This is a genomic window from Lacrimispora algidixylanolytica (assembly GCF_003609635.1).
Lineage (GTDB): Bacteria > Bacillota > Clostridia > Lachnospirales > Lachnospiraceae > Lacrimispora > Lacrimispora algidixylanolytica.
The window spans coordinates 1-19525 of record NZ_MCIA01000034.1; the positions used below are offsets into that span (position 1 = coordinate 1).

Genomic DNA, 19525 nt, shown 5'->3' on the forward strand with positions numbered 1-19525 from the left:
TTTGTTGTTCGTAATAATACCTATCTTCTTACTTAAAGAGACGAATGCTCCCCTCTTTATTTAACTTAACTAAAATGGTAGCTATGATTGGTAACATAAACAGACCAAGGATCCCCATTAGCTGTACTCCCACAAACATTAAAATCAAAGTTACAATGGGGTGAAGTCCTATCTGCTGTCCTATGATCTTAGGCTCCAATACCTGACGGACTATGGTAATAAAGATATATAAAACCAACATACCAATTCCGATTCGCGTATCTCCAATTGAGAAGGCAATGATAGACCATGGCAGCAATACAGCTCCCGTCCCCAAGACTGGCAAAACATCAATAATTGCAACGATCGGTCCGATGAGAAACGGGTTAGGTATCCCTATTATGGAAAAACCAAGAGATAATTCAATAAAGGTGATTGAAATAATCAATGCATAGGCACGGACAAATTTACCTAAAGAACCTATAACATTATCTTTCAAATTAAGAATCACGTTTCTACGCTTATCACCAAATTGACGTAACACGAAATTGCCGATCTTATAATAATCAATGGTGAAAAAGAAGGAAGATACGATTGTAAAGATAACCTTTATTAATAGAGTTGGCACCTGGCCCGCCAATCCTGTGACCGTTGTTACTACCTTTGAAGAAATATTGGATAGATACGTAAATATAGATTGTCCAATGTTGTTAACAAAGTCATCCAAATATACTTTAATAACTGGAAACCGGTCTGACATCTGATTTGTAAACGTGGATAGAGCTGGCTGAAGGGTCTCTTTATACAACGCCGGCAGATTGTTAAATAAACTACTGATAAACTGAAAGAATCTGGCACCAATCAAGCTGATGACCAAGGTCAGACAAGCATAAAATAGAATCAAAATTATGATTGATGAAAATGTCCTTTTAATTCTTAACTTCTTTGCTAATAAATCAATGGGTTTGCGAAAAGCCATTGAAATAATCAACCCAATCACAAACGGCATTAAAAGCGGAAACACATATTTAACACCTGCATACACAATAATCAATAATATAAACGCAAATATGCAGTGAATAATAAATGCTTTTTGTTTTTCTAAACTCATGAGTTACGTTACCTTTCTGTTAAATACATGTAAATCTAAGACATTATTGCCATAATCCATGGTTGTATTATATCGTTTATCTCAATCGTGTCAAGCACTAACGCTCCACTTTGTCCAATTTACAAGAAAAATAGTGAATTACCGAAGAGTATGCATGTAATCTTCCGCCTTATCCCAATTTACCACAAATGAAGTTCCTTTCTGACAAAACACGGAACAAGAAGGGTTCTTTACATCAGCATCAGCATTGTATTCATAAGAAGCTACTATTTCATCCTGGTTATGGCATATGTCATAATGAGAAAATCCCATGGAGATGCCAGCTCGTCCGCCAGTCATTACCATAAGTTCTTCACCATAATTCATAAAAGAAGAGACAGAACCAGTTCCTGTAATGACTGTTCTTCCATTTTCCCCTTCAACCGGTAATTCAAATGCTCCATAGCGCCTTGTGATGTCATTTAGTAGCTTTCCAGTTAAGGAACTAGGTACAGATAGGTTGAACTGATAATAAGGCTCTAAGAGGATATTGTCAGCCTTCATCAGTCCTTGTCGAATCGCCCGATAAACAGCCTCTCGAAAATCTCCACCTTCCGTATGTTTAATATGAGAAATACCATCAATCAGAACTATCTTGACATCTGTTAACGTCGATCCGGTTAAAACCCCTTTATGAACATACTCGAACACATGCGTACGAATTAAGTTCTGAAAGTTAATCCCAAGTCTGTCAACATGACATTCACTTTCAAAAAGAATGCCTTCACCTCTAGGAGCTGGATCTATTCTGAGAGCTACTTCAGCATAGTGCCTAAGTGGTTCAAAATGCCCATAACCTTTTACTGTCCCTTTTACGGTTTCCATATACACAACCTCGGGTTTTCCAAAGGTTACTGGAACCTGGAATCTTCTTAGAATCGTCTCTTCCATAACTTCCAATTGAATCTTACCCATAACATTAACCTTTAACTGGTGTAACGATTCTTCCCATTCTCTTTTTAAAGACGGATCCTCCTCTTCCAGTACATGAAATATATGTGAGATCGTCTGATCGGGAATATCAGAAGGATACTTAACCCTAGCCTGTAAAGCTGGATAAAGTACAGGAACCAACACATTCTCGTAAGCTCCAAGCCCTTGTCCGGCCAAAGTGTTCACAGGACCAGTCACAGCAATTACATCCCCCGCAAAGGCCTCCGTTGTGGTAGTATATTTTTCTCCTCGAAATAATCTTATCTGATATACTTTATCAGATTCAAAAACCACATCACGCACCTTAATGCTTCCGCTTAATACTTTAAGATAAGTCATACGAATCTGTTGTTCGTCGTAACGAATCTTAAACACTTTGCCTCTAAACAGATCCGAAGACTCATAATTCGTCTCAGTAAGTTCATAAAATGCAGAGAGGAACTCATTCATTCCTTCTCCCTTTAATGCGCTGCCGCAAAAGCAAGGAAATAAACGACGACTCTTAATCTGTGTTACCAGGAAAGGCCTAATATCTTCATAAGTAATAGTACCTTCCAGCCACTTATCAACAAGGCTCTCTTCTTCTTCAGAAACATTTTCTATAAGATCATCGGTGAATGAATCTTCCATTCCATTCTTAAGGTTAATGTTCTGAAAATCCAAAACCTGATTGGACAGCTGTCTTTGAATTTCCATTAAGGTACGTTCATAGGATGCCGAGGCCAGATCTAATTTATTGATAAAAAGAAATACAGGGATTTGATATCGTTCAAGAAGTCTCCAAATTGTCTCAGTATGACCCTGAACCCCATCGGAACCATTGACAACTAGTACTGCATAGTCCATAATTTCCAGAGTTCTCTCCATCTCAGCTGAAAAATCAACGTGACCTGGAGTATCCACCAGATAATAAGTATTATTATTACGAATATAACCAGCCATATCTGAATAAATCGTTATGCCTCTTGTTTTTTCAATTTCATCATGGTCTAAGCAAGCGGTTTTCGTGTCCACTCGGCCCAATGATCGGATGACGTTTTCTTGATATAAGATTTGTTCAGAAAATGTGGTCTTTCCAGCATCAACATGTGCCAGAATACCATACGTTACTTTCATATATGATATAATCCTTTAGCTATTAAAATTGCGTCTGTATTTCATTCTTAGAGACGCTTCCTTTATTCTAAGTTATTATTCCTATAAAATCAACGCATTTTCACATATCGGCCGGACATATGGCAAAAGGGAATCATGGGTTCTGGTCTAAGTCAGAATACATGACAGTTAGATAATGTCCACTGTGAATGATGTCCTCTTTTAATCCGTTCATGTTTTTCAATTCCCTCACATACTCTGCCACAGTCATTCCACTGTTATTACAATATTTATCTGCTATGCTCCATAAGCTGTCTCCCTGTTGAATCTCTATACAGGTGTAATACCTTTCTATGGCTGCCTCTTCAAGTGCTCGACTGGGATCGGATCCTAACGAGAAGACAAATATGCGAAATCCAAGAAATGAGATTAAAAACAGCGCAATTATGTGTTTCATAGTACAGATACCTCCTAAAAAGTTTGCAGAACGCACGTTCTGGTTTTATAAGGCAATCATATCACCACGAACATACGTTTGTCAATTCGTTTTGTGTTTTTTCGAACAAAGGTTTGCATTTTATTCGAACATATGTTACTATAGCTTTAATGATAAAGATCTGAGGAGGTTGTGCTATGGCACAAGAAAAAATCACACCGAAGCAACAAGAGATTTTGCAATATATAAAAGAGACGATTTTAAAGAAGGGTTATCCACCTGCAGTCCGGGAAATTTGTGAAGCAGTTCACTTGAAATCAACTTCCTCCGTACATTCTCATCTAGAGACTTTGGAAGAAAAAGGTTACATAAGAAGAGATCCAACCAAACCCAGAACGATTGAGATTATTGATGATTGTTTTAATCTAACACGCAGGGATGTTGTGAATGTTCCTATTTTAGGAACAGTAGCAGCGGGTCAGCCTTTATATGCTGAGGAGAATATTGAAAATTACTATCCGATTCCCTCAGACTTACTGCCCAATGGTGAGACATTTATGCTTAAGGTACGGGGAAACAGTATGATCAATGCGGGCATACTAGAAGGTGATCAGATCATCGTTGAGCACTGTCCCACTGCTATGAACGGAGAAATCGTTGTAGCGTTAGTGGAAGATTCTGCTACGGTAAAACGTTTTTTTAAGGAGAACGGCCATTATCGCCTGCAACCGGAAAACGATTCCATGGATCCTATTATCGTAGATCATGTAGAGATTTTAGGAAAAGTAATCGGCCTGTTTCGATTAGGGATACATTAATATGTTTTTGATTAATATACGTATATGAAAGTAAGCAGGCTACAAGTTAACATAATATAATTATGTTAACTTGTAGCCTGCTTACTTTTACATCCATTTAGAAATTAATAAAAACCCCTATAGCAACGTATATTTTTATGAATGAGAGTTACTCATTATCAACTACCACTTTTCTTGCTATATCTGGATAATTGGTAATGATAGCCCCTATTCTCTGTTCAGCCAAATATTTCATTACATCTGCATCATCCACAGTCCATACATGCAGGGGTATCTTCTTTTTTCTACATTCTTTGATCAGCTTCTTCGAACGCATATGATTGAGAGATGGATGTAATGCATCTGCTCCGATCAATCTTGCATAGTAAATCACATCAATCCAACCATCAGAAAATAAAATACCTGTTTTTGCTTCTGGATTAATTTTATTTATTTTTACAATACTGGGATGATGGAAAGAGGAATAAATAACTCTATCCTCCATCCCAATTTTTTCAACCATCCTTAATACCTTCTCTTCTATTCCCTTATATCGATAAATTCCGGTTTTCAGCTCAATATTAACAGTTAGATTCGTTGGTTTTAACAGCTTAAGAACATCTTTCAGCTCCGGTATTACAGCAGAGGAATATTCTGGATGAGTTTTATTACAAGTAAACTGCTTTAATTCAGCCATAGTGAAATTTTTTACATAACCAGTACCGTTACAGGTACGATCAATGGTCTCATCATGAATTACTGCCAGTCTCCCGTCTTTTGTAAGCTGTACATCTAATTCCACACCGTCTGCATGCTGCTCGATTGCCAGTTTAAATGCTTCCAATGTATTTTCTGGCGCATAAGCAGATGCTCCTCTGTGGGCCCAAACCTTTGTCTTCATCTGTTAATATCCTTTCCGGTTCCAATTATTTATTTAAGAGATTATAATCTGTAATGGATTTATTTATACTCTCACCCATTTTTGTGACTGCCGCCTCTGGCGTTCCTTTGTTATTAATCATGTTTTCAATTTCAGTTTCCACCGTTTGCCTTGCCTCTGGAAAGATGCTTAACAGGGCCCCTGCAGACTGAGGTGTGGAATCATGAAGCTGGTCAATTGCCGTCTGAAATTGAGGAAATTTTGAAATATTATCTTTAAAGACAGGTTCCTGATGAGCTGCAGTTGTAATGGGGAAATATCCGGTCTGGGAATTCCAGTATGCCTGGCTTTCCGGGGATACAAGGAATTTAATGAATTCCCATGTTGCACTCTGCTTATTGACATCGTTATTATTTAATGCCCATAAAGAACCGCCCCCTATGGATACGCCTCCCTTATCATCATCGCTTACCTTAGGAAAATAAGCAGTTCCTACTTCAAATTTTCCATTTACATCATTTAAAATCTGTTTTAATGATGCGGTAGAACCCAAAGTGATAGCGGATTTTCCAGCGCTGAAATCTGCCAGACCTGCATCTCCACCTCTACCAACATTAGGAGCATATCCTTTGTCTGATAATGTTTTCCATGCAGTCAGTGTTTTTACTCCGGCACCATTTTTATCAAAATCAACTGCGGTTGCCGCCGCTTCTCTTCCATTGCCACTATCTGCATAGTGTGCCTGTTGTTTGCATGTAAACTGCTCGAAAAACCAACCATAGATTCCCAGAGAAATCACTTCGCCTGCTCCACCTTTCTTAAGTAGGTCATCTCCAATTCGATCTATCCCCGGAAGGCTGTCCGGCACTTTAGTAATGCCTGCCTTCTTGAACATATCTTTGTTATAATAAAGTATTGGAGTAGAGGAGTTAAATGGCATGGAATAAAGAGTACCACCTACTGTATAATAAGCTGCGATATTTGGTTCAACCTGATTTATGTCCCATTTATCCTCATCTATGAGTTTTTGCATGGGAATAACCCAACCAGAATCGATCATGAATCTGGTTCCGATATCGTAAATCTGTACAAGATCTGCTCCCATATTTCCAATCTGCGCACTTTTTAACTTGTTAATGGCATCGTCGTAGCTTCCCTGATATTGAGCTTCCACCGTGATCCCTGAAGTATTTTCTTTGTTAAACTTTTCTACAAGTGCATTAATCGCTTCTCCGTTGACGCCTCCCATGGAGTGCCAGAATGTAATGGTGGTTGAAGCAACAGGAGCTGCCGATGTAGTGATGTCTTCTTTTGTCTGAGATTCAGTGATGTTTTCGGATCCGGTCTGAGTAGAACAGCCGGACAGCATTCCTGCAACCATAATAGCTGCCATTAAAAAGGATAATGCTTTCTTTTTCATTTCAATCCTCCAAATTTTATGTAATATTTATTCTGAACCAGGTCAACCTTTGACGGCTCCTGAGAACATTCCTCTAATTAATTGCTTTTGTCCTATAATAAAGACAGAAATTGATGGAACGATTATCATAACTACCCCTGCAATCATCATGGAAATCGACTGCGAATCCACGCTATCTAACATACCAATACCAATCTGAACCGTTCTCATTTTATCTGAACCGGTTACAAGAAGGGGCCATAGATACATATTCCAGGCATTAATAAAGGTATATACCGCCATGGCTCCTATCGCAGATTTTGTAAGCGGTATTAAGATGCTATAAATAAATCTCAAGTTAGAACAGCCATCTATTCTAGCGGATTCATACAAAGATATGGGAAAGGATTTGTAAAATTGTCGGAACAAGAATATCCCCATTGCCGATGTAAGATAAGGGATAATTAAAACCTGATACGTATCAAGCCATTTCAGACTACTTACCGTTAAGTAATTGGATATAATGGTTGCTTCTCCCGGTATCATCATGGTAGCCATTACTAACATAAACAAAACATTTTTTCCTTTAAAATCAAGAAAGGAAAAGGAAAAAGCCGCCAAAGAGCAGGATATAATCTGCCCCATAGTAATAAAACCTGCGACTACAAATGAATTTACAATAAATCTTTTTAAAGGAATCTTAGCCATTGCCTGACGAAAATTATTAAAAGTCGGAGTACTGGGTATTAAATTAAGATTCGTTGTGAACAGTTCGTTGGAAGGCATGAATGCAATACTAACCGCATATAAAAGGGGAAGCAGAAGAAACAATGCCACAAATAAATTTAGAATAGTCAAAATAAGTTTAGAGGCTCTTCGGCGAAAGAGGGCTTTTTTCAATATTTTCTTCTTAAAATTCTCTAGTTCATCGCTATTAATATCTTTTGCAGCCATCTCAATGACAGATTCCATTAATAATGTACCCCTTTCTTTTCTAAATGAAACATACATAAAGTCAGAATCATGATAACCATAAATAAAATTACAGATTGAGCTGCAGCGCTGCCAAATCGGTAGTTAAAAAATGCATCCCGGTAAATGGAATAAACAATTAAATTAGTAGATTCTCCGGGACCTCCCATGGTCAATACTTTTACCTGACCAAACGCCTGGAAGGCCTGAATGATATTAACCACCAAAGTATAAAACATGATCGGACTTAGGCCTGGTAGAGTCAGACGGAAAAATTTCTGGGCTGAATTAGCACCATCTACAGATGCTCGCTCATAAAGTGTGTTATCAATATTGCTTAAGCCAGCACTGAAGTATAGAAAGTTAATACCGCTATTTAGCCATGCACTTAAAAGCGCTACGCATACAAGTGCATATCTTGGATCACTGATCCAGTTAGTATGTAACCCTAAAAGCTTATTAATGATTCCAATGGTTGGATGAAGCATGATCTTAAATATCATAGCTGCGGAACTTGAAGCAATTGCCATCGGAAGGGCATATGCAGTACTGAATATCCGAATTCCAGGAAAGGACTGATTGCACAAAATAGCTGTTATCAGCCCAAGGAGCATACTGACACTTACCACAATCAATACAAATATGGCTGTCACAAAAAGGCTGTTAAAGAAAGAGGCAGAGCTGAAAAGATCTGAGTAATTTCCCCCACCAACAAATAACTTTGCTTGCCCCATTTTGTTTGTTTTAAAAAGGCTGAGATAAATTGTTTTAATAAAAGGGAAAAATAGAAATAATACAAAAACTGCTATGGCAGGAACAATGTATACGTAAGGACTTAAATATCTTGAAACATTTTTCAATTTCATAGGATTACCCCTTAATGATCTAATATGTTTTCTTCTGTATCCAAATCAAATAATAGAATTCGGTTCATATCTGCAAAAATAGAAACTTCCGTTCCAGCTTCTGAGGGAAAATCCGGTTTCAGCCTTCCACAGATAGGATTACCTCCGATTTTTCCATGAAGAAGAATGTCCGATCCTAAGACTTCCTTTATTTCGACCTTCAATTTAATCGCCTGCTCCTTCGGACCGGTCTCATGAAAATCTTCTGGCCGGATTCCTAAATAGACTCTTCTGCCCAAATAGCCACTTTCAATCAGGCAATGAGCGTTATCCTCATTCAGAAACAGCCTGTTATTTGAAAATACAATACAGATTCGTTCTTCTCTTCTCTCCACCCAAACAGGAATAAAATTCATGGAAGGAGAGCCGATAAAACCTGCTACAAATTTATTGACTGGATTATTGTAAAGAACTTCCGGTGGAGCAGCCTGTTGAATGACTCCAGCATTCATAACAACAATTTTAGTTCCTAGGGTCATAGCTTCCACTTGATCGTGAGTTACATAAATAATAGTTGCTCCCAGCTCTTTATGAATCTTGGATAATTCCACCCGCATCTGTGTTCTCAATTTTGCATCAAGATTGGAAAGAGGCTCATCCATTAAATAAGCTTTCGGTTTACGGACAATCACGCTGCCAATAGCAACCCTCTGCTTTTGTCCTCCGGACAAGGCAAATGGCTTCCGATCCAGAAGATGACGAATGCACAAAATATCTGCCGCCTTTTTTACCCTTTCTTCAATTTCTATTTGGGGAATATTTCGTACTCTTAAACTAAAGGCTATATTCTCATAAACAGTAAGGTGCGGATAAAGGGCATAGGATTGAAATACCATGGCTAAATCCCTTTTCTGAGGAACTGTCAGATTCATTAGTGCTCCGTCTATCCATAACTCTCCGGAAGAAATTTCTTCAAGACCTGCAATCATCCGCAGTGTGGTGGATTTTCCACAGCCCGAGGGGCCTACCAAAATAAGAAACTCCTCGTCTTTAATATCCAAATTAAAATCTTTCACCGCAATCTGGCCATTTTTAAATGTTTTGCATACATTTACCAAAGATAGACTTGCCATATAAAACTGTTTCCTTTCTTATATCTTAACTTCATTTTAGAGAACGGATGTAAAATCAAAAAGAATCATTTAGTAAAATAAAAGTAAAAAAAAGACCTCCCTTTGAGTCGTCAGTTTTATTTCAAACTGTCTACCCAAAGAGGGTCTTTCATGGTTAAGCCTTATTCTGCTCTTATAAACTTATAAATTATCTAATGCTTCTAACTCTACAGTCTTACCATCTCTCCAGATTCTTTCCAAATCATAGAACAGGCGGTTCTCACGATCGAATACGTGGATAATGATATCGCCATAATCCATAAGGATCCAGTTAGCAGAACGATATCCCTCCATCTGCTTGCAGACAAATCCTTTTCTTCCAAGTTCGTTCTCCGCATTGTCAACCATGGCCTGAACCTGGCTGGAATTTGTACCACTGGCAATAATAAAGTAATCTGCCATTACTGATACATTCTGAATATCGATGATTGTGATATCCTCACCTTTCTTATCAGACAACGCATTAAATGCGGTTTTTACCATTTCAACTGATTGATTCATTATAATTCTCCCTTCTTTACTTCATGGATCTTCTTATAATATTCGTATGCCTGTACAGACATGGAATCCACAAAATAGCCTTTTCTCTCCAGATATTCCAGAGTGCCTTTTAGGATGAAATATATGCATTCATCCAAATCTATAAAAGCAACAGACCTTACGACAGGTAAATCTGTCGCCTTATCTCGTCTTGGTTCTATATAATCTGCGGTAAATACGATTTTTTCCAGCAAGGACATATTAGGTCTTCCAGTCGTATGCCAACGTATGGCGTTAATGACTTCCGTATCCTTTATACCATATTTATGCTCTGCAAGCCATGCACCGTATTTCGCATGAAGCACTACAGGTGCCTTCAATTCGTCTAAAGATAAGGGTATTTTCTGTTTTTCACATTTTTTAATGATATTTCCGTCACCGTAGTGTTTTGCACAATCATGAAGCAAACCAGCCAATTCAGATTTTTCCAAATCCGCATGATACCTCATTGCCAAAGCCGTGCATATAAAGGATACACTTAGGCTGTGTTCATATCTCTGGGGGGGCAGCTTTTCCTTCAAATCATTTCTAAGATTAAAGATCATCTCTTTCATGTTTCTATCTCCTGATACAGGCCATGATCTTTTATATACATCATAACCTCTTCTGGTACATATCTGTCAATGGATTCTCCCTTAGAAACCTTATCACGAAGCTCTGCAGAAGAGATATCCATCTCTTTGCAATGCAGCATCCGAATTTCGGCACCATATTTCTGACTCAGATAATCAATCTGCTGGTCTAAAGAGCGGTTCTTATTTTCATAATCCCTTGGCGCAGCCAAGATGACCGCCTGTGTTAACACCAGCTCCGGTTCATACCATTTCTCAATCTCATAAAGGGAGTCAGCCCCAACTATAAAATAATAGGCGTTTTCCGGAAAGTTCTCAACCAGCAGCCTTAAGGTTTGGGCTGTATAGGTATTCCCTCTCCGTCTTACTTCAAAATCAGAACAAATAAACCCAGGATGATACTCTATAGCAGCAGCCGTCATCTCAAGGCGCAGCTTTGGGTCTGTCACCCCATGTTTTTTCTTGTGAGGCGGATGCCCTGATGGCATAAACCAGACTTCATTCAGACCGTATTCATGATATGCCTGCTCTCCAAGCATGAGATGTCCATTATGAATCGGATCAAAAGTTCCGCCCATAATCCCTATTTTCCCCATAAACTTCGACTCCCTGACCAGATAGTGATGCAGTTCTATTTTGGAAGTGATATTTTTCTCTTCGCTTCCTCTTTCGCCTGCTTGTAAAGAACCATACGTCTTCCAATTACCTGTACAATCTCTGAATGAGTTCGCTCAGAAAGTATCTGTGCAATGCTTGAACCGTCATCCATGCAATTCTTTAAAACTGTAATTTTAATTAGCTCCCTAGCTTCCAACACCTCTATCACTGCATTGGTAATCTCAGGAGTCAGGCCGGATTTTCCAATCTGGAAAATCGGATCTATATTCATCGCCAATCCCTTTAAATAGGATCTCTGCTTACTTGTCATAATATTCTCCTTGTTTACTTGTAATAGTCAAATTCTAGACCATACATACGGACGGTATCGCCCTCTTGTATACCAGCTTTTTCAAGATCTTCCAAGATTCCGTTGTCTTTTAAGAAATTCTGGAAGAAACGGAATCCTTTTTCTGTCTCTAAGTTGGTGTAACCCAGCATTTTATCAATTCTTGGGCCTTCCACTACATAAACTCCATCCTCTGACACTTCTACAGAATAAGGAAGTACAACATCACGTAATCTCTTTAAGTCGAATTCTTTTTCAAAAATAACAGGACTTAAGTTCACGGTTTTAAGGAGTTCATAAATAGCATATAAAAGTTCTTTTACGCCATGGCCGCTTACCGCTGATATGGGGTATACTTTTATTCCTTTAGGCTCAAATTCTGCCTTCAGTTTTGACACTGGATCTTCTCCATCATCAAATATCGCATCTGTTTTGTTCGCAGCGATAATTTGTGGGCGCTCCAACAGTTCTGGATTATACGCTCCTAATTCCTTATTGATGGCATGGATATCCTCAATGGGATCTCTTCCTTCCGTAGAAGCGGCATCCACGACGTGAACCAAAACTCTGGTACGTTCAATATGGCGAAGGAAATCGTGTCCAAGACCAACTCCTTCTGAAGCGCCTTCAATAAGTCCAGGAATATCTGCCATTACAAAACCATTGCCTCCATCAAGATCTACCACCCCAAGGTGAGGATTTAAGGTCGTAAAATGATAATTAGCAATTTTCGGTTTTGCATTGCTGACTCTTGATAAAAGAGTGGACTTTCCAACGTTAGGAAAACCAACCAGACCTACGTCAGCAATTACTTTAAGTTCAAGCTGAACCCAAAGCTCCTGAAAGGCTTGTCCAGGCTGAGCATATTTTGGTGCCTGCATAGTAGGAGTTGCGAAATGCATATTACCCTGACCACCTCTGCCACCCTTTAAAATTATTTCTCTGCGGTTTTCACCAGACATATCGGCAATGATTTTTCCAGATTCAAAATCCTTAATTACAGTACCCTCTGGAACCTTAATTACTAAAGTTTCACCATCTTTTCCGTGACATCTGCGCTTACCACCAGCCTCACCGTCTTGGGCTGCATATTTATGGATGTGACGAAAATCTGTTAACGTGTTAAGGCCGTCCTCCACCTCAAATATAATGTTACCGCCTCGGCCGCCATCACCGCCATCAGGTCCTCCGCATGGAACATAAAGTTCCCTCCGAAAACTGACATGGCCATCGCCACCTTTACCGGATCTAATATAAATTTTTGCTCTATCAGCAAACATTTATTCACCTGTTCCCTTTCTCAACAATTTAAGTTCTACCATCTTCTTAAGAAGGTAAGACTCGAACTGAAATTAACATTAAATTAAGGAAGTATTTCTTCTTCCCAGATACTGCCTTCTTCTTCTAAAAGGCAGAAAATACAGATAAATAAAGCATTATCTGTATCGCAAAAAACGGCTCCATACGTCAATGTATGAAGCCGGTCCAATTATTCAATAATTGCTTTTGGATAAACAGAAACCTGCTTTTTGTCTCTGCCTTTTCTCTCAAATCTAACAACACCATTCACTAAAGCGAATAATGTATCATCACCGCCGCGGCCTACATTATTGCCTGGGTGGATATGAGTACCACGCTGTCTGTAAAGAATATTGCCTGCTAATACGAACTGACCATCAGCTCTCTTGGCACCTAATCTTTTAGACTCAGAATCTCTGCCGTTCTTGGTAGAACCAACACCCTTTTTATGAGCGAACAATTGAAGGTTCATCTTTAACATAATTTACACCTCCTTAAAACTTATTTTAATATATGGTTCTCCATATTCCTCCTCAATATCCTGTAATCCGAATATGAGCGAATTCATAAGGAGTTGTGATTGCGAACTGACATTTGAGGTAAAACGAAACTGAAAAGTACCAGACTCTTCTTCCTGATCTACTTCAAAAGAATCCTCTGTAAATTGCTCTACACTGTTAGACATATTGATTGTAAGAGCCGATGCTGCAGCACAGACAAGTTCTTGTCCCTCCTGAGGATCGTCCTTCAAACCTGCATGTCCCACCATCTGGATTCCGGAATAATGCTGTTTCGAATCAACAAATACGGTTACACTTATCATAATTAAGCGTTGATCTTCTCGATCTTAACCTGTGTATAAGTTTGTCTGTGACCATTTTTCTTATGGTATCCAGTTTTTCTCTTATACTTGTAAACAATAATCTTCTTAGCTTTGCCTTCCTTCACAACTGTACCTGTTACGGTAGCACCTGCTACGGTTGGGCAGCCAACGGATAACTCACCATTGTTTACAACAAGAACCTGTTCAAATGTGACAGCTTCACCAGCGTCAACACTAAGTTTTTCTACTTTAATGATATCGCCTTCCGCTACTTTGTACTGCTTTCCACCTGTTGCAATAATCGCGTACATATGGCACCTCCTATTATCATTACTCGCCAATTATGGTGTTCCGTGAAACACGGAAGCTTTTCAACCTCATTGTGCGGCATACTTACTTAATATAGCATTCTATGATACTTCTGTCAATAATATTTCACTACTTTTCCAATTTTTATCGTTGATATTTAAATAAATATCTCTTTTCTTAAGGAAAAATGCCTAGACCTTGTCTTTCCAGTGAACCCTTAGTATAATGAATGTGTTTTAAATATCTTTAAGGAGCTTTGTAATGAAAACGGATAAGTACAATCACATCTTTCTACGCTGTTGCTATGGTTATGCAGTCAGCGGAATGGCAGTTCTTGTTATTGGAGCCATTTTGCCATCCATTATTGCAGAAGCAGGAATCAGTTTCCTTGCTGCTGGAAGCCTATTGTCTGGAATGGCAATCGGTAATTTAAGTGCCAGTTTTTTGTTTCCGGTCGCAGTATCTAGGCTTGGTAAAAAACGGGCCATTTTTTTAATCACACTCTTTGCGCCAATTTGCCTCTTTATATTAAGTCTTCTACCGCCATTTCCAATTATGTACGGTGCTATGCTGATTTATGGTTTGGTTCGAGGTAGTATCACCATATTAAATAATTCTGCAGTCAATGATATATATGGAGGAAAGGCCACAAGTAAACTGAACTTACTTCATTGCTCTTTCGCTGTAGGAGCGTTTCTGGCACCGTTTATCACCGCGATTTTTATGGAGCTAGGCTTTAACTGGAGATCGGTACTTTACCTGATTCTCTTTTTGACGGCAGCAACTGCAGTTCTTTATGGAACCATGGATGAATCCCTACTAAATGAGAATTCTGTTAATAAAATCAAAGGGAAGAGTAAGAATGATTCTCAAGATAAATCCTTCTTAAAATCATATTCTTTCTACGGAATTGCATTTATTCTATTTTTTTATCTGGGACTAGAAAATTGCATTAACGGTTGGTTCGTTACGTATCTGCAAAATACTGGCGTCATGAGCACTACTTATGCCACAGCCCTTGTTTCCTTTACCTGGCTTGTTATTATGGCTGGACGATTAATCTGTGCTGCACTTTCAACAAGACTTGATAAAAGTACCATCATATTAATTTTGTCATTGGGAAGTGCTGCCTGTTTCTTTTTACTTATATCAACAAAAAGCCTTCCACTTATAACTGCCTCATTGCTGGGCCTTGGATTCTTCCTATCTGGAATTTATCCCACATGCATAGCCAATGCCGGTCCTATGATTAAGGGTTCTACGATTGGAATGGCTGTTCTTACTGCAATCTCTGCTATGGGGGGAATTATTACACCTCAGATTATCGGAGCAATCGCAGATCGTGTTGGTATTGTGGCTTCTATCGGAGTCTTATACGTAAACGTATTCTTCGTGATATTGCTTTCTATTATTAATTATAGAAAGCACCACAAAAAGAATCAACTGTTAGAATAGCAAAAAACGAGGATAAGCCGGTATCATGCCGCTTATCCTCGTTTTTTTATAATAGTTGTGCCACCTGCTCGTGAAGAGGTCTTCTAATCTTCTTTCTTGTAACCTCCACCAGATTCAGCTTTGTTATCTCGACGACTGTAGTTTTCACGGGATCCTTTGAAAAAATCTCCGTTAAACGGTCAACCAGCTTCAACCGATCTTCTTCCATCTCCATATCAATAAAATCAATAATAATAATTCCTGATAGATTTCTAAGCCTGAGCTGATGGCCGATTTCTTCGGCTGATTCTAAGTTAATCTTCATGATCGTATCACGTTGTGTTTTTTTGCCGGTATATTTGCCAGTGTTGACATCAATTACGGTAAGAGCTTCTGTAGGTTCAATTACCAGATATCCCCCTGATTTTAACCATACCCTTTTTCCTAGGGCTTCATCCATAAACTTCTCAATTCGATATAGTTTATAAAGAGGAAGCATTGGATCTTCATATTTAACTAGAAGAGAGGCATCTTCCGGCTGATTCTCAATTAAATAATTGTTTAATGCATCATAAATATCAACCTCATCTGTAATCACAGCTTCAAGTGAAGACTTAAGACTGTCTCTTATCCCAGATAGATAGGAGGGAGCGCCGCTGTATAAAAGACTATAGCTGGTTCTAAACTTAGCATCCTCAATCAGCTTTCTTAAACCAGCTTGAAGGCTTTGAAGTTCACTCTTAAGTTCTTCTTCAAGAACTTCATAAGCGTTGGTCCTGACAATGATTCCAAAGTCTTCTCCTTTTATGGCTTCAAGGTAAGACCTCATCTTAAGCTTCCATGCTTGATCTGTTATTTTAGAAGAGAAACCAATCTGCTTTTTACCAGTAGTAAGAACAAAATAACGTCCAGTCAAGTTGATGTTTCCTGTTAGAACCGGAGCCTTAGATTTGACGGCGTCTCGCTCAACCTGAACAATAACATCATCTCCCTGCTTAAGCTTGCCATCCCATGGCCGACCATCTGCATAATGAACCATTCCATCATTTAGAGATAAATAGCCCATCTGCCCCTTACCAATATCGACAAAGGCTGAATTAATATTCTTTACAATCTTATTCACTTTTCCAATGTAGACATTGCCTATGACAAAGCCTTGTTGTTCTGGTTCAATATTAATTTGAATTACTTCCTTACCAGAATGAAGGAGAGTTACTATCCCTCCATTCCATCTGGTTATAATAAGCTTACTCACAAGATTCTCCCATTAGGCCAAGAGGAATTAAATTCCTGTTTTCCTCATCTCCTGTATTTCCGTAAACTTCTTCTCTTTGAATATGAAAGGCGAATTCAGGCAAAGTAAGGCCAAGAAACTGATAATAAGCTTCCATCACCAATTCGGGCTTTAGATTATCTGCACTACCAGAAGACACTTTCATAAAGATACGCTCATCCTCAGCGGAAAGTTCGTAAATACCGGATTTAATATCCACTTCCTTTTCACCTTTTTTTGTTTTCTTTATGATAAGGATCTCAGGTTGGTTCAAGAAATCAGCAAGGCCTGTGAAAAAACGTCCTAAGTCAGACGGCTCTTTGCCTTCCCGGAATATTAAGGTGTAATCAGCTGCAGCGACTAGAGACATGGCATTTTTAGCACGCTCATCTAGGACACGACAATCCGTAGCCATAATGCCTTCTACCATGACCGCATTAAGCCTATCCATCAAGGTTTTTGTGTCTATCATTGAATTCACTTCAATATCCATATATTCCCCGTTGCTAGTGAGTCCTACGCCTAGTGGCGCTGCAAAGGACATGACCTGGTGGGGACTAAAACCCTCGCTGTATTTGATATCTATTTCTGCTCTTCGTATTGCTTTTTGGAAGTAACGCATGATATCCAAATGGCCAATAAATTTCACAGGCCCATGCTTGTAAAATTTAATTCTTACCTTCATAGCAAATTCCTCCTTTAAAACTCATAGCCCCACAACCAGTACAATGCTGGCGGCAGTTAGGAGTTATTTTTTCGCTGACGGCATTTTGCCATTCTCGCTTTAAGAACTCTTTGGTTACTCCTGAATGAATGAAATCCCATGGAAACACTTCATCAAGATCACGTTCTCTTATGGTGTAAAAATCCGGATCAATACCGCAGGTTTCAAAGGCGTTCATCCAGAGTTCATTTTTAAAGTGCTCTGACCAAGAATCGTAAATAGCACCATTTTTATAGACCTCTTCAATAAGAGCCGATATTTTTCGATCGCCTCTTGCTAAAACGCCTTCTAGGACAGTCAGATCTGCCTCATGATAATTGTACTTTAGACTCTTTTTATTTAACATGGTACGGAACTTGTCCTTAACAATATAAGCTCTCTCTAAAAATTCTTCCCTTGTGCACATTCTTGCCCATTGGAATGGTGTAAATGGTTTTGGTACAAAGAAGGAGGAACTAGCAACTATCTGCACTTTTCCGTTTCTCTGATCCTTTGGAATTTCGTAATATACCTCTGCAACCTTTTCGGATAACTCAGCAATGCCTTCCATATCTTCTACGGTTTCCGTAGGCAGACCCAGCATAAAATACAGCTTTACACGGTTCCAGCCTCCGTTGAATGCCTCACTTGCTCCCTTTAAGATTGTTTCCTCTGTCAAACCTTTGTTAATAACATCACGAAGTCGCTGAGACCCAGCTTCTGGTGCAAAGGTTAAGCTGCTTTTTTTAATATCTTGAACCTTACTCATAACATCCAGGGAAAATGCATCGATACGAAGGGATGGAAGTGAGATATTCACACCCTTCCCCTTAAATTCTTCAATAAGGAAATTGACAATTCCTTCTAATTGGGAATAATCGCTTGAGCTTAATGAACTTAAGGAAATCTCTTCATGGCCGGTGCTTTTTAATAGCTTATAAGCGTAATCCTTTAAATATTCAAGGCTATGTTCTCTGCATGGACGGTATACATTACCGGCCTGGCAAAAACGGCAACCTCTAATACAACCTCTTTGTAACTCCAAAACCACTCGGTCTTGGGTAGCTTTAATAAATGGAACGATTGGATTATCGATAAAAAAAGCATCATCCATGTTGTTCACAACCTGTTTCGTTACTTTTTCCTTTGCATGAGAGTTGTTGGGCTTCATGCAATCAACAGTACCGTCTTCTTTATAGGTTACGTCATAAAAAGCCGGAACATAAATTCCATCTATTCCTGCGGCCATCTGAAGGAAATCCTTACGGCTTCCACCTTTTTTCTTATTCTCTTTATAACGGTCCATTAATTCAAAATAAACCGTCTCGCCTTCCCCAATATAAAACAGATCAAAAAATGCTGCAAGAGGTTCCGGGTTATAGGCACATGGACCGCCACCAATTAAGATAGGATCATCTTCTGCCCTGTCTTTTGTGTGAAATGGGATCTTACCTAAATCTAATATTTGCAATATGTTGGTATAGCACATCTCGTACTGCAGGGTAATTCCTATAAAATCAAATTCCTTAATAGGATCCTGTGATTCCAACGCAAAAAGTGGGATGTTTTCCTCCCTCATAATCTTGTCCAAATCTGTCCATGGGGAATAGATGCGTTCGCAGTAAATATCATCTCTCCGGTTAAACATATCGTATAAAATCTGCATTCCCAGATGGGACATACCAATCTCGTATACGTCAGGGAAGCACATAGCAAAACGAATATCCACTAATTTGGGATCTTTCTTAGCCATGTTTACCTCACCACCGATGTAGCGGGCGGGTTTATCAATTTGTAATAATATCTCATCACTTAATGCTAGTTTTCTCATGCCTATTCCTTTTTTACATGTGAATCAATCACACTTTATAATTAATGCAACGGTTATATTGGGAATAATGGGATTATAACCTATTATTCCATCTTACATTGCATAATTATAAAATATTTTACAGGATTAAGCAACAC

General features: G+C 38.8%; 21 protein-coding genes. 2 read left to right on the forward strand and 19 right to left on the reverse strand.

Features of this window, described 5'->3' with window-relative positions; all coding sequences use genetic code 11:
* Nucleotides 1-28: 28 nt before the first annotated feature.
* The 3 genes from ytvI to BET01_RS18765 form a co-directional block, all read right to left on the reverse strand.
* Nucleotides 29-1090, reverse strand: a complete 1062-nt coding sequence (gene ytvI / locus BET01_RS18755; protein WP_120198409.1) for a sporulation integral membrane protein YtvI — start codon at nucleotides 1088-1090, stop codon at nucleotides 29-31.
* Between the two features lie 138 nt (nucleotides 1091-1228).
* On the reverse strand, nucleotides 1229-3178 hold the full coding sequence (locus tag BET01_RS18760) for a GTP-binding protein (protein WP_120198410.1): 1950 nt from the start codon (nucleotides 3176-3178) through the stop codon (nucleotides 1229-1231).
* A gap of 133 nt (nucleotides 3179-3311) precedes the next feature.
* The gene (locus BET01_RS18765) at nucleotides 3312-3614 is read right to left on the reverse strand and encodes a LysM peptidoglycan-binding domain-containing protein (RefSeq protein ID WP_120198411.1); all 303 of its coding nucleotides are present in this window, start codon (nucleotides 3612-3614) and stop codon (nucleotides 3312-3314) included.
* 176 nt (nucleotides 3615-3790) lie between these two features.
* Between BET01_RS18765 and lexA the strand changes: the two genes are divergently transcribed.
* Nucleotides 3791-4411 (forward strand): transcriptional repressor LexA, encoded by a 621-nt coding sequence (gene lexA, locus BET01_RS18770; RefSeq protein ID WP_120198412.1) that lies wholly within the window; start codon nucleotides 3791-3793, stop codon nucleotides 4409-4411.
* 148 nt (nucleotides 4412-4559) lie between these two features.
* Here lexA and BET01_RS18775 read toward each other — a convergent pair whose 3' ends face one another.
* The 13 genes from BET01_RS18775 to rplU all read right to left on the reverse strand — a co-directional run bounded on the left by BET01_RS18775 (nucleotide 4560) and on the right by rplU (nucleotide 14149).
* Nucleotides 4560-5291, reverse strand: a complete 732-nt coding sequence (locus BET01_RS18775; protein ID WP_120198413.1) for a glycerophosphodiester phosphodiesterase — start codon at nucleotides 5289-5291, stop codon at nucleotides 4560-4562.
* A 25-nt stretch (nucleotides 5292-5316) separates the two neighbouring features.
* Nucleotides 5317-6690 (reverse strand): ABC transporter substrate-binding protein, encoded by a 1374-nt coding sequence (locus BET01_RS18780; protein ID WP_120198414.1) that lies wholly within the window; start codon nucleotides 6688-6690, stop codon nucleotides 5317-5319.
* Between the two features lie 42 nt (nucleotides 6691-6732).
* The gene (locus BET01_RS18785) at nucleotides 6733-7623 is read right to left on the reverse strand and encodes a carbohydrate ABC transporter permease (RefSeq protein WP_408610187.1); all 891 of its coding nucleotides are present in this window, start codon (nucleotides 7621-7623) and stop codon (nucleotides 6733-6735) included.
* 17 nt (nucleotides 7624-7640) lie between these two features.
* Entirely contained in the window at nucleotides 7641-8507 is an 867-nt protein-coding gene (locus tag BET01_RS18790; RefSeq protein ID WP_120198416.1) for a carbohydrate ABC transporter permease, read from the reverse strand.
* 11 nt (nucleotides 8508-8518) lie between these two features.
* Nucleotides 8519-9619, reverse strand: coding sequence for an ABC transporter ATP-binding protein (locus BET01_RS18795; RefSeq protein ID WP_120198417.1), 1101 nt, complete (start codon nucleotides 9617-9619; stop codon nucleotides 8519-8521).
* Nucleotides 9620-9799: 180 nt separating this feature from the next.
* Nucleotides 9800-10159 (reverse strand): ribosome silencing factor, encoded by a 360-nt coding sequence (gene rsfS / locus BET01_RS18800; RefSeq protein WP_120198418.1) that lies wholly within the window; start codon nucleotides 10157-10159, stop codon nucleotides 9800-9802.
* On the reverse strand, nucleotides 10159-10752 hold the full coding sequence (yqeK, locus tag BET01_RS18805) for a bis(5'-nucleosyl)-tetraphosphatase (symmetrical) YqeK (RefSeq protein ID WP_120198419.1): 594 nt from the start codon (nucleotides 10750-10752) through the stop codon (nucleotides 10159-10161). The genes rsfS and yqeK overlap by 1 nt, the downstream gene beginning before the upstream one ends.
* Complete coding sequence (nadD, locus tag BET01_RS18810) at nucleotides 10749-11366, reverse strand: nicotinate-nucleotide adenylyltransferase (protein ID WP_120198420.1); 618 nt, start codon at nucleotides 11364-11366, stop codon at nucleotides 10749-10751. Before nadD ends, yqeK begins: the two co-directional genes overlap by 4 nt.
* 35 nt (nucleotides 11367-11401) lie before the next feature.
* A complete protein-coding gene (yhbY, locus tag BET01_RS18815; RefSeq protein WP_120198421.1) occupies nucleotides 11402-11698 on the reverse strand; it encodes a ribosome assembly RNA-binding protein YhbY in 297 nt (98 codons plus the stop codon).
* Between the two features lie 14 nt (nucleotides 11699-11712).
* Nucleotides 11713-12996, reverse strand: coding sequence for a GTPase ObgE (obgE, locus tag BET01_RS18820; protein WP_120198422.1), 1284 nt, complete (start codon nucleotides 12994-12996; stop codon nucleotides 11713-11715).
* 209 nt (nucleotides 12997-13205) lie between these two features.
* On the reverse strand, nucleotides 13206-13496 hold the full coding sequence (gene rpmA, locus BET01_RS18825) for a 50S ribosomal protein L27 (protein WP_120198423.1): 291 nt from the start codon (nucleotides 13494-13496) through the stop codon (nucleotides 13206-13208).
* A gap of 3 nt (nucleotides 13497-13499) precedes the next feature.
* A complete protein-coding gene (locus tag BET01_RS18830; RefSeq protein ID WP_120198424.1) occupies nucleotides 13500-13838 on the reverse strand; it encodes a ribosomal-processing cysteine protease Prp in 339 nt (112 codons plus the stop codon).
* A gap of 2 nt (nucleotides 13839-13840) precedes the next feature.
* Entirely contained in the window at nucleotides 13841-14149 is a 309-nt protein-coding gene (gene rplU, locus BET01_RS18835; RefSeq protein WP_120198425.1) for a 50S ribosomal protein L21, read from the reverse strand.
* Between the two features lie 259 nt (nucleotides 14150-14408).
* Between rplU and BET01_RS18840 the strand changes: the two genes are divergently transcribed.
* Nucleotides 14409-15602 (forward strand): MFS transporter, encoded by a 1194-nt coding sequence (locus BET01_RS18840; RefSeq protein ID WP_120198426.1) that lies wholly within the window; start codon nucleotides 14409-14411, stop codon nucleotides 15600-15602.
* A 46-nt stretch (nucleotides 15603-15648) separates the two neighbouring features.
* Here BET01_RS18840 and BET01_RS18845 read toward each other — a convergent pair whose 3' ends face one another.
* Genes BET01_RS18845 through BET01_RS18855 form a run of 3 tightly spaced genes read right to left on the reverse strand, consistent with a single transcriptional unit; the run spans nucleotide 15649 to nucleotide 19388 of the window.
* Nucleotides 15649-16836, reverse strand: a complete 1188-nt coding sequence (locus tag BET01_RS18845) for a ribonuclease E/G (protein WP_120198427.1) — start codon at nucleotides 16834-16836, stop codon at nucleotides 15649-15651.
* On the reverse strand, nucleotides 16829-17539 hold the full coding sequence (locus tag BET01_RS18850; protein WP_120198428.1) for a TIGR03936 family radical SAM-associated protein: 711 nt from the start codon (nucleotides 17537-17539) through the stop codon (nucleotides 16829-16831). Before BET01_RS18850 ends, BET01_RS18845 begins: the two co-directional genes overlap by 8 nt.
* A complete protein-coding gene (locus BET01_RS18855) occupies nucleotides 17523-19388 on the reverse strand; it encodes a TIGR03960 family B12-binding radical SAM protein (RefSeq protein ID WP_120198429.1) in 1866 nt (621 codons plus the stop codon). The genes BET01_RS18850 and BET01_RS18855 overlap by 17 nt, the downstream gene beginning before the upstream one ends.
* Nucleotides 19389-19525: the final 137 nt, after the last annotated feature.